This window comes from Enterobacter sp. UPMP2052 (genome assembly GCF_053709675.1).
This window is the reverse complement of sequence record NZ_JBSKJR010000001.1, coordinates 1485159-1504038: the sequence shown is the minus strand read 5'-3', so window position 1 is coordinate 1504038 and position 18880 is coordinate 1485159. Positions and strand designations below refer to the sequence as shown.

Sequence of the window (18880 nt, the reverse complement as noted above, 5' to 3'; positions counted from 1 at the left end):
CCAATGGACGCACTTGAACTGCTCGTTAACCGTCGTAGCGCTTCCCGCCTGGCCGAACCGGCCCCTGTGGGGGAGCAGCTGGAAAATATTTTGCGTGCCGGCCTGCGTGCGCCGGATCATGGCACCCTTCAGCCGTGGCACTTCTTTATTATTGAAGGTGAAGGACGCGAGCGCTTCAGCGCCCTGCTGGAAAAAGGGGCCGTGGCAGCAGGTCAGGATGAGAAGGGCATCGAGAAAGCGCGCAGCGGGCCATTCCGCGCGCCAATGATTATCGCCGTGGTGGCGAAATGCCAGCCTGACCATAAAGTGCCCGTCTGGGAGCAGGAGATGTCCGCGGGCTGCGCGGTCATGGCGATGCAAATGGCCGCGCTTGCCCAGGGCTTTAACGGCATCTGGCGTACCGGCCCGCTGACCGAAAGTGCCGCCGTCCGCGAGGGGTTATCCTGCGGTGAGCATGATAAAATTGTCGGTTTCCTCTATCTCGGCACGCCGCAGCTTAAAGCCTCCAGCACCATAAACGTGCCGGATACCTCGCCTTTCGTCAGCCGTTTTTAATTCCCCGCGCTAAACTGTCTGGATTCTGAGCATCCGCCGCAGAATTCAGACAGTCATACTTACCTCTTTATGGAATGAGCGCTACCATAGCGCGATTGCAATGACAGGAGATGTCCATGAGCGAGCAAACCATTCGTTTAACGCAATACAGCCACGGAGCCGGTTGCGGTTGTAAAATTTCCCCGAAGGTGCTGGAAACCATCCTGCACAGTGAGCAGGCGAAGTTTGTCGACCCGAACCTGCTTGTCGGCAACGAAACGCGTGACGATGCAGCGGTATATGACCTGGGGAACGGCACCAGCATTATCAGCACCACCGATTTCTTTATGCCGATTGTCGATAACCCGTTTGATTTCGGGCGCATTGCGGCCACCAACGCCATCAGCGATATCTTCGCGATGGGCGGCAAGCCGATCATGGCGATTGCGATCCTGGGCTGGCCGATCAACACCCTTGCGCCGGAAATTGCCCGCGACGTAATCGAAGGCGGACGTTTTGCCTGTCAGCAGGCGGGTATTGCGCTGGCGGGCGGGCACTCTATTGATGCGCCGGAGCCGATTTTTGGTCTGGCCGTGACGGGCGTGGTACCAACCGAGCGCGTGAAGCGCAACAGCACCGCGCAGGCGGGCTGCAAACTGTTCCTCACCAAGCCGCTGGGCATTGGCGTGCTGACCACCGCCGAGAAGAAATCGCTGCTCAAGCCGGAGCATATCGGGCTGGCAACGGAAGTGATGTGTCAGATGAACCTGGCCGGTGCGGCGTTTGCCAACATCGACGGGGTGAAAGCCATGACCGACGTCACCGGCTTTGGCCTGCTCGGTCACCTGAGCGAAGTGTGTCAGGGCGCAGGCGTGCAGGCGCAGGTCTGGTATCAGGACGTGCCGAAGCTGCCGGGCGTGGAAGAATACATTGCGCAGGGCGCGGTACCGGGCGGTACGCAGCGTAACTTCGCCAGCTACGGTCATCTGATGGGTGAGATGCCTGAGGCGTGGCGCGACCTGCTGTGCGATCCGCAAACCTCCGGCGGCCTGCTGCTGGCGGTCACGCCGGAAGCAGAAGCGGATGTACAGGCGACCGCCGCTGAGTTTGGCATCACCCTGACGGCGATCGGCGAGCTGGTTACCGCCCGCGGTGGCCGTCCGATGATTGAGATCCGTTAATTCGATGCGGTTGTTTATTGCCGAAAAGCCAAGTCTGGCCCGAGCCATTGCCGATGTGCTGCCTAAACCGCATCGCAAAGGCGACGGCTTTATCGAATGCGGAAACGGGCAGGTGGTGACCTGGTGTATCGGTCACCTGCTCGAGCAGGCGCAGCCGGATGTCTATGACAGCCGCTATGCCCGCTGGAACCTCAATGACCTGCCCATCGTGCCGGAAAAATGGCGGTTGCAGCCCCGGCCCTCGGTGACCAAACAGCTCAACGTCATCAAGCGCTTCCTGCATGAGGCGTCTGAAGTCATCCACGCGGGTGACCCGGACAGAGAAGGGCAACTGCTGGTGGACGAGGTGCTGGATTATCTTGAGCTGGCCCCGGAAAAACGCCAGCAGGTGCAGCGCTGCCTGATCAACGACCTCAACCCGCAGGCGGTGGAGCGTGCAATTACGCGTCTGCGCGCCAACAGCGAATTTATCCCGCTGTGCGTCTCGGCGCTGGCGCGTGCGCGTGCGGACTGGCTCTATGGCATCAATATGACCCGCGCCTACACCATTCTCGGGCGCAACGCGGGTTATCAGGGCGTGCTCTCCGTCGGGCGCGTTCAGACGCCGGTGCTGGGGCTGGTGGTACGGCGTGATGAAGAGATTGAAAACTTCGTCGCCAAAGATTTCTTCGAAGTGAAAGCGCACATCGTTACCCCGAAGGATGAACGGTTTACCGCCGTCTGGCAGCCGAGTGATGCGTGCGAATCTTATCAGGACGAAGAGGGGCGACTGCTGCACCGCCCGCTGGCGGAGCACGTCGTTAACCGCATTACCGGTCAGCCCGCTATCGTCACCAGCTATAACGATAAACGGGAATCAGAACCCGCGCCGCTGCCGTTTTCGCTCTCTGCCCTGCAGATTGAGGCCGCCAAACGCTTTGGTCTGAGCGCGCAGAACGTGCTGGACATCTGCCAGAAACTCTACGAAACCCATAAACTTATCACCTATCCGCGTTCGGACAGCCGTTATCTGCCGGAAGAACATTTTGCCGGGCGTCACGCGGTGATGAACGCGATTGGCGTCCACGCGCCGGACCTGCTGCCGCAGCCTGCCGTGAACCCGGATACCCGTAACCGCTGCTGGGACGATAAAAAGGTGGATGCCCACCACGCCATCATCCCGACGGCGCGCACCAGCAACGTCAATCTCACGGAAAACGAGTCAAAGGTCTATAACCTGGTGGCCCGTCAGTACCTGATGCAGTTCTGCCCGGATGCGGTATTCCGCAAATGCGTGATTGAACTCGACATCGCCAAAGGCAAATTTGTCGCTAAAGCGCGTTTCCTGGCGGAAGCGGGCTGGCGCACGCTGCTGGGCAACAAAGAGCGTGACGAAGAAAACGACGGCACGCCGCTGCCGGTGGTGGCAAAAGACGATGAACTGTTGTGTGAGAAAGGCGAAGTGGTGGAGCGTCAGACCCAGCCGCCGCGTCATTTCACCGATGCGACGCTGCTGTCGGCGATGACCGGTATCGCTCGTTTTGTGCAGGACAAAGATCTGAAGAAGATCCTGCGGGCCACCGACGGACTGGGGACGGAAGCGACCCGCGCGGGGATCATCGAGCTGCTGTTTAAACGCGGCTTCCTCGAGAAAAAAGGGCGCTACATTCATTCAACGGAACCGGGCAGGGCGTTGATCCACTCCCTGCCGGAGCTGGCTGCGAGGCCGGACATGACCGCGCACTGGGAATCGGTGCTGACGCAAATCAGTGAAAAGCAGTGCCGCTATCAGGACTTTATGCAGCCACTGGTCGGGACACTGTATCAGCTGATCGACCAGGCGCGCAGCACGCCGGTGAAGCGCTTCCGGGGAATGGTTGCGCCAGGCGGCGGCGCGAAGAAGCCGTTTAAAAAGAAAAAGAGCGCGGCAGCCTCTTAAACCGTAGGCCGGGTAAGGCGCAGCCGCCACCCGGCGGTTGACGGTGCTGTTGCCAAAAAAAGCCCGGTGGCGCTGACGCTTACCGGGCCTATACGGCGATTCGGTCTGAAATCTTAAATCACACCCTGCCCAATCATCGCATCCGCCACCTTCACGAAACCGGCGATATTGGCACCGCGCACATAGTTGGTCTGCGATGCCTCTCCGCCGTACTCCACGCAGGCGTGATGGATATCCAGCATGATGTGATGCAGGCGCGCGTCCACTTTCTCCGCTTTCCAGCCCATACGCGCGGCGTTTTGTGCCATCTCCAGGCCGGAGGTGGCAACCCCGCCCGCGTTCGCGGCTTTTCCTGGCGCAAACAGCACGCCCGCGTCCAGGAACAGGTCCGTCGCTTCAATGGTGGTTGGCATGTTTGCGCCTTCTGCCACCGCCTTCACGCCGTTGCCAATCAGGGTACGCGCAGCGTCCACGTCCAGTTCGTTCTGCGTGGCACACGGCAGCGCGATATCCACCGGCACTGACCACGGCTGTTTGCCTTCGAGATAGGTCAGGCCAAACTCGCGGGCATAATCGGCCACGCGCCCGTCGCGGCTGGCTTTAATTTCGCACAGGCGAGCCAGCTTCTCAGCCGTAAAGCCTGCTTCGTCCACCACGGTACCGCTGGAGTCAGAGGCCGTAATAACGCGTGCGCCAAACTGCATCGCTTTTTCAATCGCATACTGCGCCACGTTGCCGGAGCCGGAGACGGCCACGCGCATACCTTCAAAGCCTAAACCGTGGCGTTTGAGCATCGCTTCGGTGAAGTAGACCAGGCCGTAGCCGGTCGCTTCCGGGCGGATCAGGCTGCCGCCAAACGACAGGCCTTTACCGGTAAAGACGCAGGCGCTGTTGTTGGAGAGCTTTTTCATCATGCCGGCCATAAAGCCGACCTCGCGACCGCCCACGCCGATATCACCGGCTGGCACGTCGGTGTCCGGGCCAAGATGACGATACAGCTCGGTCATCAGCGCCTGGCAGAAGCGCATGACTTCACCTTCGCTTTTGCCTTTTGGATCGAAATCGCTGCCGCCTTTACCCCCGCCCATCGGCAGCGTGGTCAGGGCGTTTTTGAAGGTCTGCTCAAAGCCGAGGAACTTCAGAATGGAAAGGTTGACGGAAGGGTGGAAGCGCATCCCGCCCTTAAACGGCCCGATGGCGGAGTTAAACTGCACGCGCCATGCGCGGTTAACCTGTACCTGATTGCGATCGTCCACCCACGTCACGCGAAACTGGATCACGCGCTCTGGCTCTACCAGACGTTCCAGCAGGGACAGTTGACGATAGCGCGGGTTCGCTTCAAGGAAAGGCCACAGGGTGGTCATGACTTCACGAACGGCCTGCGCAAACTCGCTTTGATGCGGGTCGCGCTGTTGAACATGGGTAAGGAAACTGTCCAGAGAGCGTGTCTGATCCATAGATATAAGAACCTCTTATAATCGTTTGTATAATGGTTTATGCGATTTGTGTTGTTTTTTTGACTATACCACCCGCACGGCCCGCCGAGGCAAGCGGAAATTTCTCGCGAAAGGGAAATTCATTATTCGCCTCGGGTCATAACAAAAAACGATGATGAGATAAATTAAAGGTTCGACCCGGGTTTACCGTTATAGTCATTATCAGGACACAACAGGAAGAACCGTCTATGAACCGTTATATCGCTACCGCCTTACTCGCGCTTCTGTCCGCAACGGCGCAGGCCGACCGTATTCGCCCGGACGTGGAGGTGAACGTCCCGCCAGAGGTGTTCAGCTCCGGGGGGCAGCGTGCGCAGCCCTGTAACCAGTGCTGCATCTATCAGGATCAAAACTACTCGGAGGGCGCGGTCGTTAAAGCGGACGGCGTGCTGTTACAGTGCCAGCGCGATGAACGCACTATCAGCACGAACCCGCTGGTCTGGCGGCGCGTAAAAGCATAAAGGCCTCAAGCAGAGGGATATCCGCTGGTGCCAGGGCGTAGCGCAAGGCCTCCTCGGGAGAGCACCACGCCAGCGCGCTGTGATAGTGTGCGGTGAGTTCTCCGCGCCAGGCGGGAACATGCCAGGCATGCAGATGGATAATCCGCTGCGACACTTCACGCTGGTGGCTGGCGACATATACCCCCGGTTCGGCGTCGATACCCAACTCTTCGCGCAGCTCGCGGATCAACGCCTGAGGCTGGGTTTCACCGGCCTCGACTTTGCCGCCCGCGAATTCCCACATCCCGGGCTGATCGGCATGTGGCGGTCGCTGGGCCAGTAAAATTTTGTCGTCTTTTTCGATAATTGCCGCAACGACATCGACTATTTTCAGCATGGTCATCAATGATTGGTAAAGAAAAACGACATATTATCGTGCCCTTTGAAAGAGTCCAGTCATCAGGAGAAGCAGGTGAAAGAGACAACCACCTGGGTTGCACCCGTCAAAAACCTTCCCGTCAGCCTAAAACCGATTGCCGCCATGCAGAAGAAACACTTCGGCGCGGTGCTGAACCCCACGCGCTGGTGGGCGCGCATGCCGCCTCTGTTTTGGCTGGTGGCGCTGTTTGTCGGTTTTCTTGAACGGCGTAAGGCGCGCCTCAGCCCGGTGCTCCGGTCGCTGCTGATGACCCGCGTCTCCCAACTTTGCCACTGCGCATTCTGTATTGATGCCAACAGCCTGCGCCTGGCCGAGCGTGCGGGAGCGCTGGATAAAGCACAGGCCGTCAGCGACTGGTACCATTCTGCGCTGTTCAGCGAGGAGGAGCGCGCCGCGCTGGCGTATGCCGAGGCGGTAACGGCTACGCCACCTCGGGTGGATGATGAACTCAAACAGCGTCTGCATCGCCACTTTTCCGATGCGGCCATCACCGAGATGACGGCGCTGATCGCCTTTCAGAATCTGTCAGCCCGCTTTAATGCCGCCCTGGACATTCCATCCCAGGGGCTGTGCGCCACCGTTAAAGAGACTCCCCATGCTTGATCGCCACCTGCACCCGCGCATCAAACCGATGTTGAACACGCTCGTCGCCGCACTAGACAAGCCTTTTGTTACGCCAGATGGCGTAACCCTGGTCGGGTTTGCGGTGGGGGTACTGGCGCTGCCGTTTCTGGCGCTGGGCTGGTACCCGGCGGCACTGTTCGTCATTCTGGTAAACCGGCTTATGGATGGTCTGGACGGTGCGCTGGCGCGCCGCAGAGGGCTGAGCGATGCCGGGGGCTTTCTTGATATCGCGCTCGATTTTCTGTTCTACGCGCTGGTGCCGTTTGGTTTTGCCCTTGCTGCGCCTGCAGAAAATGCGCTGGCCGCCGCCTGGCTGCTGTTCGCCTTTATCGGTACCGGCAGCAGCTTTCTGGCGTTTGCCGCGCTGGCGGCGAAGCACAACATTGATAACCCGGGCTATGCGCACAAGTCGTTTTACTATATCGGCGGGTTAACGGAAGGGACGGAGACTATCGCGCTGTTCGTGCTGTGCTGCCTGTTCCCGGCACACTTCACGCTGTTTGCGTGGGTATTCGGCGCGTTATGCTGGCTGACCACCACAACGCGCATCTGGAGCGGCTACGTGACGCTGAAGTCACTTACCCGCTAGCGAACGCTTTCAGGCCCGCGCTCACCGGTGACGATCGGGTTTTTCGGATCGGCACTCCATTCGTACCAGCCGCCGTCGTATACGGCGACGTTTTTCCAGCCCATTGCGCGCGCGTACATGAAGGTTTCTGACGCGCGCCAGCCGGTACCGCAGTAGAACGCCACGTGCTGATCCGGCAGGATGTTCCACGTTTTCCACATGGCGGCAATGTCATCGGCGCTGCGCATGGTGCCGTCCGGGTTATGGAAGTCTTCCATGTGCGTAGCGTCGCTGCCCGCATGGCCCCAGCGTGCCCCGGCGATTTCACCTTTTGGCTTGATGTAGCTGTAGCCGCTGGTTTCGCCGATAAACTCCGGCCATGAACGAATACTCACCAGCGAAGCGTCCTGGCGATGCAGCATCCCTCTGGCCTGTTCCATATCCACCATCAGCTGAGGCTGGCCGGGGAGCGGTGCGCCAAAGTCAGGCGCGGGTTTGACCTTCGCAGGCATACCACGCTCTACCGGCAGCCCCGCATCGGACCATGTTTTCCAGCCGCCATCGAGAATGCGCACATCCTTCACGCCGGCATACAGCATGATTTGCGCCACGCGCGCGGCGGCGTACACATCGCGACCATACAGAATCACGGTGGTGTCATGACGGATACCGTTTTTGGCCAGCAGCGCTTTCAGCTTGTCGTCCGACACTTTGTTCCACAGCGGCTCGCTTTCCACATCGTTGGTGTCAATGTAGCCCGCGCCGGGAATGTGGCTCAGCAGGTAGAGTTTCGGCGCGCCCCAGGCGGCTTCAACTATTTTCCAGTCGCCCGCCGGGGCGGCAGTGACGGGCTTACCCTGCTGCAAATTATGGATCCACTCGGGATAGACCAGTTGCTCAAAATGCGGCAAACGTTGCAGACGATCGGCGTGCGTCAGGGCATCGCTCAGCAATGACACGTGGGTAAAGCCCGCTTTTTCCAGGCGCGCTTGTACGGCCTGATTGTCACTGTCGCTGCCGTAGAGGGCAATCGCCGTGGCGGGTGTCAGATGGTGCTGTTTCGCCCAGGCGCTGAGCTGGTCATCGCTCATCGCCCCAAGCCAGGATGCCGAAAGGTTCAGGGCGGCAGGCTCATGCCCGGAGGATGCCCCCGGCGTCTGCGGCCAGCCGTTATAAAACGCACTCGGGCGGGTATCGATCGCCGCGCCATGCTGTTGCTGAAGCTGGGCGAGGGTCAGTGAAGTAGCCATATCAGCCGCAACGGAGGAGAAAGAGGCGAGGCCGCAAAGCAGGGCCAGCGCGGTCAGTTGAGAAACACGTTTCATCGTAAAACCTGACGTCAGTAAAAGAGTGCGCCATTGTCCTCTCTCCGGTCACAAAAAACATTGCGTTAGCACATTATTGCCAGCGGGAAAGCGCAATCACCTCGCCGTCAGGCGGGATGTCCTCTTCATCGTGGGTAACCAGCACCACCGGAATATTGCGGGTGCGAACGGCATCAAAGACCCATTCCCGAAAAGAGACCCTTAACGCCTTGTCGAGGCGGCTGAACGGCTCATCAAGCAGCAGGGCCTGCGGCTCGGCGAGCAGGGCGCGCAGCAGGCTTACTCTGGCGCGCTCCCCGCCAGAAAGCGTAGCCGGATCGCTGGCGTAGCGGTGCGCCATACCGGCAGACGCCAGCGCCTGCTGGACGGCCTCGCGCCGGGCGTGTCCGGCGATCCGGGCCGGGAGGGCCAGCATCAGATTTTGCCCGACGCTGAAGTGATCGAACAGCAGGGCATCCTGAAACAGAATGCCCAGCCCGCGCTGTTCCACGGGCAGGGTATCGCAGCGGCGGCCATTCAGCCATAGCTCGCCGCGCGCCTGAAAATCGGCTGACAGCGCACCCACCATCCAGGAAAACAGCGTCGATTTCCCGCAGCCGGAGGGGCCCATCAGCGTGACGATGTGCCCCGCCGGGACGCAGAAACTGACCTGCCGAAAAAGCGGCTCAATGGTGAGGTTGTCTATTTTCAGCACTAGCGTAGTCCTTTGCGGTAGCGGCCTGCAAGCCGGGATAACAGCGCGGCGGCAGCAAATATACTGCCGGTGACCAGCAGCAGGCCCAGCGCCAGGTTTGCCAGCACCGGGACACTGCCGCCGCTACCGAGCGCGACGGCCTCGGTGGTCAGCGTGGCGTAGCGCCCCGCACCCAGCCAGAGCGTCGGCATGTATTGCGCCATGCTCACCGAAAAGCCCGTGGCAAACGCCAGCAGGGCAGGCCGGATCAGCAGGGGGCATTTCAGCAGAACGAAAATTTTAGTCCGACGCCAGCCGAGGGTTTTGGCCGTCAGGATCAGCCTCGGGTCAAGCCTGCGCCACGCGGGTTGCAGAATCAGCAACATCCACGGCACCACCCACAGAAGGTGGCCCCACAGGACGGCGGTAAACTGCCCGTCCATCCCCAGTCGTAGCGCAAGGTCATACTGGCCGGAAACCAGCGGCAGTGCGGGAAGCGCCAGCGGAAGCCACACCCACAGCGCGCTGCGTTGCGGCCCCCATTCGAGCCAGAGAAAAATGATGACCAGCGCCAGCAGGCTGGATAGCAGGCCAAGCGACAGGCTGGTGGTGTAGAGGGCAAGGTCGACCTCGCGATAGCGCGCCAGCATCACCAGCACTGCGGCGCAAAGCACGCCGCAGCCGGGCAGAAACCCGGCCCCTGCGCTGAGGGGGAGTCGGGCGTGTGATGCCCGCCGTATGCCGGACATATCCGGCAGCGTGCGCCGCCAGATATTCCAGATGCCATAGCTCATCGCGGCCAGTACGGCCAGCAGCACCAGCAGGATCACGCACAGCAGCGTTCCTTTCACCTGCTGCTGGGCATCGCCCTGGCTCAGCCAGTGCCACGCCAGCACCGCCAGCGTCGGCGGGTTGCCTGGCCCCAGAACGATGGCGACATCGACCACGGAGAGCGACCAGGCGAGCACGGCCAGCATTACAGCGCCCAGCGCAGGGGCAATGGTCGGCAGGATCAGCAGGCGCAGCGTCTGCAGGCGGCCATAGCCGAGGGTCTGTAACACCAGTTTTTGCTGCGCAAGCGGGTGCTCAGACAGTACGGCGTACAGCATCCACAGCACAAACGCGCTCTCCTTGACGGCAAGCGTCAGCCCAAGGCCGATCCCGTACCGGTCCATCTGCGCGGTACACAGCGTGCAAATTTGATAGAAAAGGCCGCCTTCAGCAAAGGTCAGCAGCACGCTGGTGGCGAAGGCCACGTGAGGAATGGCTAAAAGCCACGGCAGGCGGCTGCTCAACTGCCGCCAGCGCTCGCCGGGCCAGAGAAGTGTCACCAGGCTCAGGGCGATAAACAACGCGCCGAGCGTGGCAATCAACGCCGAGACCAGCGTGGCGGCCAGCGCCTGCGGCAACTGGGGATCGCTCATCAGCGACAGCCAGTTGTCGGGGCTGAACGCCGGCGCCAGCAGTAAGCCCGCCGCCGGGAGCATCGGCAGATAGATGACCGCCATCGCCAGCCAGACCAGGGCGCTTAACGCGTGCCGTAGCGGCGCAGCCATTCCTGCTCCAGTGCGTTAACCCAGGCGGCATGCGGCTCGGCAAGCATTGCGGGCAGGCCCGCAGGCGTGTGTGCGGCAAGCCTCTGCGCTGCTTTTGCGGGAAGGGTTCGGGCATCAAGGACGCTCGGATCGCCCCAGATTGCCGGATCGGCCTTGCGGATCTGCGCCTCTGGAGAGAGCAGGAAATTGGCGACCACTTTCGCGCCTGCGCCCGAGCGGGCGTTGGCCGGTATGGCGACAAAATGAACGTTGCCGATCGTGCCATCGCGAAAACCGAAGCTGTAGCTATCGTCAGGCAGTTCACCGCTGGCAACCTTTTGCCGGGCGTGCGCCGGGTTGAAGGTCAGCGAGAGGTTCAGGCTGCCGCTGGCGAGCAGCGCGTCCATGCGCGCGGGCGACGGCGGGAAATCTTTCCCTTCGCGCCACAGCAGCGGATGCAGTTGGTCGAGATAGCGCCACAGCGGGGCGGTGACCTCGGCAAAGGTATCATCGGGGGCGTTGCGCAGTGCCTCAGGCCGTGGGGTGAGCGTCAGGAGCAACTGCTCCAGAAACGCAGTACCGGTAAAATCCGGCGGACGCGGATAGCTGACTTTACCCGGATGCTGCCGGGCGTAATCCAGCAGGGCCTGAGGATCTTCCGGCGGCACGGGTAGGCTGGCTTTGCGGGCGATAAAGGTCAACTGCGCGCCGCCCCACGGCGATTCTGCGCCCTCGGTCGGGATGGCAAAATCTTCGGTCACCGGTTTGCGGGTATCGACATAGCGCCAGTTTGGCAGCGCCTGCGCCCACCCGGTTTGCAGCAGGTTAGCCTCTTTCAGCGTGCGGAAGTTTTCGCCGTTAACCCACAGCAGATCAACCGAGCCGCGGGTGGTGCGTCCGGCGGCATGCTCGGTCTGAATGCGTTTCACCGCATCGGCGGCATCCGCCAGATGCACGATCTTAACGGTGATGGCGTAATGCGTTTTCATCTCGTCGCTCACCCAGTCAAGGTAGCGATTCACCGCGGGGTCGCCGCCCCAGGCGTTAAACCAGACGGTCTGGCCCTGGGCCTCGTGCTGGAGGGTTTGCCAGTCGTCGGTGGCAAAGACGGGGGCCGCCATCAGCAGGCCGGTAAGAAACGCGCAAAAACGCACACGGCGCATAATGCCTCACTTTTTTGATGAAAGGGGATAACGAGAAAACAGCCAGCGGGTAACCAGCGGCAATAACCCCAGTAGTGTAAGGGCGAATACCAGGCCTGGCGACAGAATATCGCCAGGCCTGGTCAGTTTTCCCAGCTCGCGCCCGGCATTAAGAAAGATAGCCGTGGCGGGCAGCATCGCAAGCTGGCTTATCCACCAGTAGCGCCACACGCTGAGATGCGTCAGCCCCATCAGCAGATTAACCAGGAAAAACGGGAACAGCGGCATCAGGCGCAGGGCGAAAAGATAGCGCGCGCCGTCGCGGTCCATACCCGCATTAATCGTGGACATCTGCCGGGCAAAGCGCTGCTGAACCCACTCACGTAACACGTAGCGGCTGGCAAGCATCGCAAGCGTAGCCCCGAGCGTCGAGGCAAACGAGACCAGCACCAGGCCTTCCCCCAGGCTGAACAACGCCCCGCCGAGCAGCGTCAGGATCGCCGCGCCGGGGATCGAGAGCGCCGACACCAGCGTATAGATCGCAAAAAAGAGCGCAGCACTTTGCAGCGGTGCCTGTGCTTTCGCCGCGAGCAGCGACTGGTGGTGGGTTTGTATGGCGTTCAGGGAGAGCATGCCCGGTGGAAGCCAGGCCCACGCCAGCGCAAATGCGCCCAGAAGGGCGCACAGGAAAAGCGTTTTACGAATGTTCACACAGAATTACAGCTTAAATTTCGCCCACACCGGCGCGTGGTCAGACGGCTTTTCCATACCGCGGATGTCGTAGTCGATCCCGGTTTCGATGCAGCGCTCGGCCAGCGGCGCGCTTGCCAGCAGCAGGTCAATGCGCAGGCCACGGTTGTCATCAAAGCCTTTTGAGCGGTAGTCAAACCATGAGAAACGATCCTGCGTGTCCGGGTTGGCGGCGCGGAAGGTATCCACCAGGCCCCAGCCCATCAGGCGATCCATCCACTCGCGTTCTTCCGGCAGGAATGAACATTTGCCGGTGCGCAGCCAGCGCTTACGGCTCTCTTCACCAATGCCGATATCCAGATCGGTCGGGCTGATGTTGACATCGCCCATGATCAGCACCGGGTTCTCTTTGTTCAGTTCAGTTGTCAGGTAGTCCTGCAGATCCTGATAGAACTTCGCTTTAGCCGGGAACTTGGTCGGATGGTCGCGGCTTTCGCCCTGCGGGAAGTAGCCGTTGATCACCGTGATATTGCCAAGCGGGGAGGGGATCTCCGCCATGATGATGCGACGCTGCGCTTCACCGTCATCGCCCGGGAAGCCGCGGCGCACGGAAACCGGCGTCTCTTTGGTCAGCAGCGCCACGCCGTAGTGGCCTTTCTGGCCGTGATAAAAGACGTTGTAGCCCAGTTTCGCCACCTCTTCGAGGGGGAACATGTCGTCGTGAACTTTTGTCTCCTGCAGGCCAATAACATCAGGCTGATGTTGCTCAACAATTGCTTCAAGCTGGTGTGGGCGGGCGCGCAGGCCGTTGATATTAAAAGAGACAAATTTCATAGTCGCTGCCAGTGCAAGGTGAATAGTGCAGGGATGGTAGCAGAATTTTGGCCCGCTGTTATCGGGTTTGACCAATAACTGCGACAGAGGCTCCCGACGGTGCAATTTTTGCACCATTCTGAGGCGCGTTGCCCTGATAAAGCGCGTAAACGGTCGGGAAATTTCGCGAGCGATCACAATTCCAGAATTATATTTGGCCTCTGCATACTCTTTCTGGTTTTCATATCGCCGGATGCCGCTTTGCGTAAAAATATTCACTTTTTATGCATCAACAGTGAATAACTCCATATCGCAACTCCTTGATATTGTGTCCTCATGACCCGTTTATGCATTTTTATCGCTGGCTGGCACGAACTCTGCAATCTACATTCACAGTGCAAACACTCAATTATTTAACATTTAAACAACCTTTTATTTACCGGATGAGGTCGCTATGTCTCTGTCAATTACGCGTGAAAATTTTAATGAATGGATGATGCCGGTTTACGCGCCGGCGGCTTTTATTCCGGTACGTGGGGAAGGTTCGCGCCTGTGGGATCAGCAGGGCAAAGAGTATATCGATTTTGCCGGTGGCATTGCGGTAAATGCGCTGGGCCATGCTCACCCGGCGCTGCGCCAGGCGCTGAATGACCAGGCGGCAAAATTCTGGCATACCGGCAATGGCTACACCAACGAGCCGGCGCTGCGGCTGGCGAAAAAGCTGATCGACGCGACCTTTGCTGAAAAAGTGTTTTTCTGCAACTCGGGGGCAGAAGCGAATGAGGCAGCGCTGAAGTTGGCGCGCAAATACGCCCACGATAAGTTTGGGGCGCACAAGAGCGGCATCGTGGCGTTTAAAAATGCTTTCCACGGACGCACGCTGTTCACCGTCAGCGCGGGCGGCCAGCCCTCTTACTCGCAGGATTTCGCGCCGCTGCCGCCGGACATCCGTCACGCCAGCTATAACGATTTGCAGTCGGCCAGCGAACTGATTAACGATTCCACCTGCGCGGTGATTGTCGAACCGATGCAGGGCGAAGGCGGTGTACTCCCGGCGCAACAGGCGTTTTTACAGGGGCTGCGCGAACTGTGTGACCGCCATAACGCGGTGCTGATTTTCGACGAAGTGCAGACAGGCGTTGGCCGCACTGGCGAGCTGTATGCCTACATGCACTACGGCGTGACGCCGGACGTACTCTCCACGGCCAAAGCGCTGGGCGGCGGGTTCCCGGTGGGGGCGATTCTGACGACCGATAAATTCGCCAGCGTGATGACCGTCGGCACCCACGGGACGACGTACGGCGGTAACCCGCTCGCCTCAGCCGTCGCCGGGCAGGTGCTGGACATCATTAACACGCCGGAGGTGCTGAACGGCGTCAAGCAGCGCCACGACTGGTTTGTAGAACGTCTTACCGCCATTAACGCTAAGACCGGCCTGTTTAAAGAGATCCGCGGCCTGGGGCTGTTGATTGGCTGCGAACTCGCGCCTGAGTTTGCCGGGAAAGCGAAGCTCATCTCGCAGGAAGCGGCAAAACTGGGCGTGATGGTACTGATTGCCGGTGCCAACGTGGTGCGATTCGCGCCCGCGCTGATCGTGACCGAAGAGGAGATCCGCACCGGGCTGGATCGCTTCGCACTGGCCTGCGAACAGGTGAAATCCGGGGTGTCATCATGATGGTTATCCGTCCCGTTGAGCGCGGCGATCTCGCCGGGCTCATGCAACTTGCCGGTAAGACAGGGGGCGGGCTGACCTCGCTGCCTGCCGATGAAACTACGCTGTCGGCGCGCATCGAGCGCGCCCTGCAAACCTGGCAGGGGACGTTGCCAAAAAGCGAACAGGGTTACGTGTTCGTGCTGGAAGATACTGACACCGGCACCGTGGCCGGGATTTGCGCCATTGAAGTGGCCGTCGGGCTAAACGACCCGTGGTACAACTACCGTGTTGGCACCATGGTTCACGCCTCAAAAGAGCTGAATGTCTATAACGCACTGCCGACGCTGTTTCTTTGTAACGACCACACCGGCAGCAGCGAGCTGTGCACGCTGTTCCTCGATCCGCAGTGGCGCAAAGAGGGCAACGGTTATCTGCTGTCCAAATCGCGCTTTATGTTTATGGCCGCGTTTCGCGACCGCTTCAATGAAAAAGTGGTCGCCGAAATGCGCGGCGTGATCGACGAGAAAGGCTACTCGCCGTTCTGGGAAAGCCTGGGCGAGCGCTTCTTCTCGATGGAGTTCAGCCGGGCGGATTACCTTTGCGGCACCGGGCAGAAAGCATTTATCGCCGAGCTGATGCCAAAGCATCCTATTTATACCCATTTCCTCAGCCCGCAGGCGCAGGCGGTGATTGGCGAAGTACATCCGCAAACCGCGCCTGCCCGCGCGGTGCTGGAGAAAGAAGGTTTCCGCTATCGTAACTACGTCGACATCTTTGACGGCGGGCCGACGCTGGAATGCGATATCGATCGCGTGCGCGCGATCCGTAAAAGCCGCCTGGTGACGGTGGCCGAAGGCCAGCCCGCACCTGGCGAATGGCCTGCCTGTATGGTCTCGAACGAGCAGGATGAAAATTTCCGCGCCACGCTGGTGCGCACCAACCCGAAATGCGAGCGCCTGATATTGACGGCGGCGCAACTGGATGCCCTGAAATGTAACCCCGGCGACAAGGTTCGCCTGGTGCGACTTTGCCCTGAGGAGAAAACAGCATGACTTTATGGATTAACGGCGACTGGATCACGGGCGAAGGCGAACCGCGCGTCAAAACTAACCCGGTGGGAAAAGAGGTGCTCTGGCAGGGTAACGATGCCAGCCCGGCGCAGGTGGAACAGGCGTGCCACGCGGCACGCCGTGCCTTTCCGGCCTGGGCGAAGCAGCCGTTTTCGGCACGCCAGTCCCTCGTTGAAAAATTTGCCGCGCTGCTGGATGCCAACAAAGCCGAGCTGACGCGGATCATTGCCACCGAAACCAGTAAACCGCGCTGGGAAGCCGCCACCGAAGTGACGGCGATGATCAACAAAATCGGCATCTCGGTGAAGGCCTACCATACGCGCACCGGCGAGCAGCACACCGGGATGCCCGATGGTGCCGCCACGCTGCGCCATCGTCCGCACGGCGTGCTGGCGGTTTTTGGCCCGTATAATTTCCCCGGCCATCTGCCGAACGGTCATATCGTGCCCGCGCTGCTGGCGGGGAATACCGTTATCTTCAAACCGAGTGAGTTAACGCCCTTAACCGGCGAAGCGGTGGTAAAACTCTGGGAGCAGGCCGGGCTGCCGCCGGGCGTGCTTAACCTGGTGCAGGGTGGACGTGAAACCGGTCAGGCGCTGAGCGCGCTGAACGATATTGACGGCCTGCTGTTTACCGGCAGCGCCGGAACGGGCTATCAGCTGCATCGCCAGCTCGCCGGTCAGCCGGAGAAGATCCTGGCCCTGGAGATGGGCGGCAATAATCCGCTGATCGTCGACGATCCAGATGATATTGACGCTGCGGTACATCTGACGATCCAGTCCGCCTTTATTACTGCCGGGCAGCGCTGCACCTGCGCGCGCCGTCTGCTGGTGAAACGCGGGGCGCAGGGCGATGCGTTTCTAACGCGGCTGGTAGAGGTATCCGTGCGTCTGGTTCCCGGGCGCTGGGATGCCGAACCGCAGCCGTTTATGGGCGGGCTGATCTCCGGGCAGGCGGCACAAAATGTGCTTAACGCCTGGCAGGAGCAGAAGGCCCGCGGCGGCAAAACGCTGCTGGAGCCGCGCCTGATCGAGCCGGGGACGTCGTTGCTGTCGCCGGGCATTATTGAGATGAGCGGCGTTAGCAGCGTGCCGGACGTAGAGGTCTTTGGGCCACTGCTGTGCGTCTGGCGTTACGACGCGTTTGACGACGCCATTGAGATGGCGAACAACACCCGCTATGGACTGTCGAGCGGGCTGATCTCACCCCAGCGCGAGAAATTTGAACAGCTGCTGTTAGAGGCGCGTGCAGGCATCGTCAACTGGAACAAACCGCTCACCGGGGCCGCCAGCACCGCGCCGTTTGGCGGCGTCGGGGCATCGGGCAACCATCGCGCCAGCGCATGGTATGCGGCAGATTACTGCGCGTGGCCGATGGCAAGCCTCGAAACGCCGACGCTAACGCTGCCGGAGACCCTTAATCCAGGGCTGGACTTCACTCAGGGAGACCGCCATGAAAGCGCGTGAAGTTAACTTTGACGGGCTGGTGGGGCTGACGCACCACTATGCCGGGCTGTCGTTTGGGAATGAAGCCTCGACGAAGCACCGCTTTCAGGTGTCGAATCCTAAACTGGCGGCAAAGCAGGGCTTGCTGAAAATGAAAGCCCTGTCGGACGCCGGGTTTCCACAAGCGGTGATCCCGCCGCAGGAGCGACCGAACGTCACGGTTCTGCGCCAGCTCGGGTTCAGCGGCAGCGACGAGCAGGTGGTCGAGAAAGCGGGAACGCAAACGCCGCACCTGCTCTCTGCCGCCAGCTCGGCCTCCTCGATGTGGGTAGCAAATGCGGCTACCGTTGCGCCGTCGGCGGATACGCTGGATGGCAAAGTGCATTTTACGGTGGCGAACCTTAACAACAAATTTCACCGGGCCACCGAAGCCGACACCACCGAGCGCGTGCTGCGCGCCATCTTCAACCATGATGGCCATTTCAGCGTGCATCAGGCGCTGCCGCAGGTGGCGATGTTCGGTGACGAAGGGGCGGCCAACCATAACCGTCTGGGCGGTGATTACGGCGAGCCTGGCCTGCAGCTCTTTGTCTATGGCCGGGAAGAGGGCGGTCACGCAGCGCCTTCGCGCTACCCTGCGCGACAGACGCTGGCAGCGAGCCAGGCGGTCGCGCGTCTGAACCAGGTGAACCCCTCACAGATGCTGTTTGCCCAGCAGAATCCCCGCGTGATTGACCAGGGTGTATTCCACAACGACGTGATTGCCGTATCCAACCGTCAGGTGCTCTTTTGTCACGAAGAGGCGTTTGCCCATCAGGACAGACTGCTCTCCACGCTGCGCGAGAAAGTGCCAGGATTTATGGCGATTCAGGTTCCCGCGCAGGCGGTGAGCGTGAAGGATGCGGTCGAAACGTACCTCTTTAATAGCCAGCTCCTGAGCCGTGACGACGGCAGCATGATGCTGGTGCTGCCGCAGGAGTCGCATAACCACGACGGCGTGTGGCGCTACCTTAACCAGCTGGTGAAGGCCGACAACCCGATCGATGAACTGCGCGTGTTTGACCTGCGCGAAAGCATGGCCAACGGCGGCGGGCCGGCCTGTTTACGCCTGCGGGTGGTGTTAACCCCAACGGAAATGCAGGCCGTGAATCCGGCGGTCATGATGAATGACGCGCTGTTTGAAGCGCTCAACAACTGGGTGGATCGTTACTACCGTGACCGGCTGACGCATGCCGATCTGGTTGACCCGCAGCTGTTGCGCGAAGGTCGCGAGGCGCTGGACGATCTGACGACGATCCTGCGCCTCGGCTCTGTTTATCCGTTCCAGCGCTAA

At 60.4% G+C, this 18880-nt stretch carries 18 protein-coding genes; 10 read left to right on the top strand and 8 right to left on the bottom strand.

All coding sequences use genetic code 11. The annotated features are described in order from the left end of the window. Window positions 1-3: 3 nt before the first annotated feature. The 3 genes from ACWKX3_RS07015 (at window position 4) to ACWKX3_RS07005 (ending at window position 3633) form a co-directional block, all read left to right on the top strand. Entirely contained in the window at window positions 4-555 is a 552-nt protein-coding gene (locus ACWKX3_RS07015) for an NAD(P)H nitroreductase (RefSeq protein ID WP_006174818.1), read from the top strand. A gap of 116 nt (window positions 556-671) precedes the next feature. Continuing rightward, window positions 672-1715 (top strand): selenide, water dikinase SelD, encoded by a 1044-nt coding sequence (selD, locus tag ACWKX3_RS07010; protein ID WP_058609057.1) that lies wholly within the window; start codon window positions 672-674, stop codon window positions 1713-1715. 4 nt (window positions 1716-1719) lie between these two features. Continuing rightward, window positions 1720-3633: a DNA topoisomerase III gene (locus ACWKX3_RS07005; protein WP_058609056.1), complete on the top strand. Its 1914-nt coding sequence runs from the start codon at window positions 1720-1722 to the stop codon at window positions 3631-3633. Window positions 3634-3746: 113 nt separating this feature from the next. On the opposite strand, the gene gdhA is transcribed toward ACWKX3_RS07005, so the two are convergent. Further along, complete coding sequence (gene gdhA / locus ACWKX3_RS07000; RefSeq protein ID WP_058609055.1) at window positions 3747-5090, bottom strand: NADP-specific glutamate dehydrogenase; 1344 nt, start codon at window positions 5088-5090, stop codon at window positions 3747-3749. A 227-nt stretch (window positions 5091-5317) separates the two neighbouring features. On the opposite strand from gdhA, the gene ACWKX3_RS06995 reads away from it, so the two are divergent. Beyond that, complete coding sequence (locus tag ACWKX3_RS06995; protein WP_042319595.1) at window positions 5318-5590, top strand: YnjH family protein; 273 nt, start codon at window positions 5318-5320, stop codon at window positions 5588-5590. Here ACWKX3_RS06995 and ACWKX3_RS06990 read toward each other — a convergent pair. Continuing rightward, entirely contained in the window at window positions 5550-5966 is a 417-nt protein-coding gene (locus ACWKX3_RS06990; RefSeq protein WP_280115135.1) for a pyrimidine (deoxy)nucleoside triphosphate diphosphatase, read from the bottom strand. The genes ACWKX3_RS06995 and ACWKX3_RS06990 overlap by 41 nt on opposite strands. Window positions 5967-6041: 75 nt before the next feature. Between ACWKX3_RS06990 and ACWKX3_RS06985 the strand changes: the two genes are divergently transcribed. Together ACWKX3_RS06985 and ACWKX3_RS06980 are read left to right on the top strand one after the other, a co-directional pair. After that, complete coding sequence (locus ACWKX3_RS06985) at window positions 6042-6611, top strand: carboxymuconolactone decarboxylase family protein (RefSeq protein ID WP_137272031.1); 570 nt, start codon at window positions 6042-6044, stop codon at window positions 6609-6611. Then, a complete protein-coding gene (locus ACWKX3_RS06980) occupies window positions 6604-7221 on the top strand; it encodes a CDP-alcohol phosphatidyltransferase family protein (protein WP_454541509.1) in 618 nt (205 codons plus the stop codon). Before ACWKX3_RS06985 ends, ACWKX3_RS06980 begins: the two co-directional genes overlap by 8 nt. Here ACWKX3_RS06980 and ACWKX3_RS06975 read toward each other — a convergent pair. From ACWKX3_RS06975 to xthA, 6 genes are all read right to left on the bottom strand, one after another. Further along, window positions 7218-8525 carry a rhodanese-like domain-containing protein gene (locus tag ACWKX3_RS06975; protein WP_454541508.1) on the bottom strand — a complete coding sequence of 436 codons (1308 nt, stop codon included), beginning with the start codon at window positions 8523-8525 and terminating at the stop codon, window positions 7218-7220. The two genes, ACWKX3_RS06980 and ACWKX3_RS06975, sit on opposite strands and share 4 nt — an antisense overlap. 73 nt (window positions 8526-8598) lie before the next feature. Next, window positions 8599-9219 carry an ATP-binding cassette domain-containing protein gene (locus ACWKX3_RS06970; RefSeq protein WP_454541507.1) on the bottom strand — a complete coding sequence of 207 codons (621 nt, stop codon included), beginning with the start codon at window positions 9217-9219 and terminating at the stop codon, window positions 8599-8601. Next, a complete protein-coding gene (locus tag ACWKX3_RS06965; protein ID WP_454541506.1) occupies window positions 9219-10754 on the bottom strand; it encodes a thiamine ABC transporter permease in 1536 nt (511 codons plus the stop codon). Before ACWKX3_RS06965 ends, ACWKX3_RS06970 begins: the two co-directional genes overlap by 1 nt. Further along, the gene (locus ACWKX3_RS06960; RefSeq protein ID WP_454541505.1) at window positions 10727-11896 is read right to left on the bottom strand and encodes an ABC transporter substrate-binding protein; all 1170 of its coding nucleotides are present in this window, start codon (window positions 11894-11896) and stop codon (window positions 10727-10729) included. The genes ACWKX3_RS06965 and ACWKX3_RS06960 overlap by 28 nt, the downstream gene beginning before the upstream one ends. 6 nt (window positions 11897-11902) lie before the next feature. Then, window positions 11903-12586 (bottom strand): TVP38/TMEM64 family protein, encoded by a 684-nt coding sequence (locus tag ACWKX3_RS06955; protein ID WP_454541504.1) that lies wholly within the window; start codon window positions 12584-12586, stop codon window positions 11903-11905. Between the two features lie 6 nt (window positions 12587-12592). After that, window positions 12593-13399: an exodeoxyribonuclease III gene (xthA, locus tag ACWKX3_RS06950; RefSeq protein ID WP_088207463.1), complete on the bottom strand. Its 807-nt coding sequence runs from the start codon at window positions 13397-13399 to the stop codon at window positions 12593-12595. A gap of 433 nt (window positions 13400-13832) precedes the next feature. Between xthA and astC the strand changes: the two genes are divergently transcribed. From astC to astB, 4 genes are read left to right on the top strand one after another with little or no spacing between them, the layout of a single operon-like run. Then, window positions 13833-15053 carry a succinylornithine/acetylornithine transaminase gene (astC, locus tag ACWKX3_RS06945; protein ID WP_006174831.1) on the top strand — a complete coding sequence of 407 codons (1221 nt, stop codon included), beginning with the start codon at window positions 13833-13835 and terminating at the stop codon, window positions 15051-15053. Beyond that, a complete protein-coding gene (astA, locus tag ACWKX3_RS06940; RefSeq protein WP_058609045.1) occupies window positions 15050-16084 on the top strand; it encodes an arginine N-succinyltransferase in 1035 nt (344 codons plus the stop codon). Before astC ends, astA begins: the two co-directional genes overlap by 4 nt. Then, window positions 16081-17568, top strand: a complete 1488-nt coding sequence (astD, locus tag ACWKX3_RS06935; RefSeq protein ID WP_454541503.1) for a succinylglutamate-semialdehyde dehydrogenase — start codon at window positions 16081-16083, stop codon at window positions 17566-17568. Before astA ends, astD begins: the two co-directional genes overlap by 4 nt. After that, a complete protein-coding gene (astB, locus tag ACWKX3_RS06930) occupies window positions 17555-18880 on the top strand; it encodes an N-succinylarginine dihydrolase (RefSeq protein WP_454541502.1) in 1326 nt (441 codons plus the stop codon). The genes astD and astB overlap by 14 nt, the downstream gene beginning before the upstream one ends.

Excerpts from the sequence above, each read along its gene's own strand:
- ACWKX3_RS06965 (WP_454541506.1), bottom strand. The coding sequence starts at position 10,754 with ATGGCTGCGCCGCTACGGCACGCGTTAAGCGCCCTGGTCTGGCTGGCG.
- ACWKX3_RS06980 (WP_454541509.1), top strand. The coding sequence starts at position 6,604 with ATGCTTGATCGCCACCTGCACCCGCGCATCAAACCGATGTTGAACACG.
- ACWKX3_RS06975 (WP_454541508.1), bottom strand. The coding sequence starts at position 8,525 with ATGAAACGTGTTTCTCAACTGACCGCGCTGGCCCTGCTTTGCGGCCTC.
- astB (WP_454541502.1), top strand. The coding sequence starts at position 17,555 with ATGAAAGCGCGTGAAGTTAACTTTGACGGGCTGGTGGGGCTGACGCAC.
- ACWKX3_RS07015 (WP_006174818.1), top strand. The coding sequence starts at position 4 with ATGGACGCACTTGAACTGCTCGTTAACCGTCGTAGCGCTTCCCGCCTG.
- ACWKX3_RS07005 (WP_058609056.1), top strand. The coding sequence starts at position 1,720 with ATGCGGTTGTTTATTGCCGAAAAGCCAAGTCTGGCCCGAGCCATTGCC.
- ACWKX3_RS06960 (WP_454541505.1), bottom strand. The coding sequence starts at position 11,896 with ATGCGCCGTGTGCGTTTTTGCGCGTTTCTTACCGGCCTGCTGATGGCG.
- gdhA (WP_058609055.1), bottom strand. The coding sequence starts at position 5,090 with ATGGATCAGACACGCTCTCTGGACAGTTTCCTTACCCATGTTCAACAG.
- astD (WP_454541503.1), top strand. The coding sequence starts at position 16,081 with ATGACTTTATGGATTAACGGCGACTGGATCACGGGCGAAGGCGAACCG.
- ACWKX3_RS06990 (WP_280115135.1), bottom strand. The coding sequence starts at position 5,966 with ATGCTGAAAATAGTCGATGTCGTTGCGGCAATTATCGAAAAAGACGAC.
- astA (WP_058609045.1), top strand. The coding sequence starts at position 15,050 with ATGATGGTTATCCGTCCCGTTGAGCGCGGCGATCTCGCCGGGCTCATG.
- xthA (WP_088207463.1), bottom strand. The coding sequence starts at position 13,399 with ATGAAATTTGTCTCTTTTAATATCAACGGCCTGCGCGCCCGCCCACAC.
- selD (WP_058609057.1), top strand. The coding sequence starts at position 672 with ATGAGCGAGCAAACCATTCGTTTAACGCAATACAGCCACGGAGCCGGT.
- ACWKX3_RS06995 (WP_042319595.1), top strand. The coding sequence starts at position 5,318 with ATGAACCGTTATATCGCTACCGCCTTACTCGCGCTTCTGTCCGCAACG.
- astC (WP_006174831.1), top strand. The coding sequence starts at position 13,833 with ATGTCTCTGTCAATTACGCGTGAAAATTTTAATGAATGGATGATGCCG.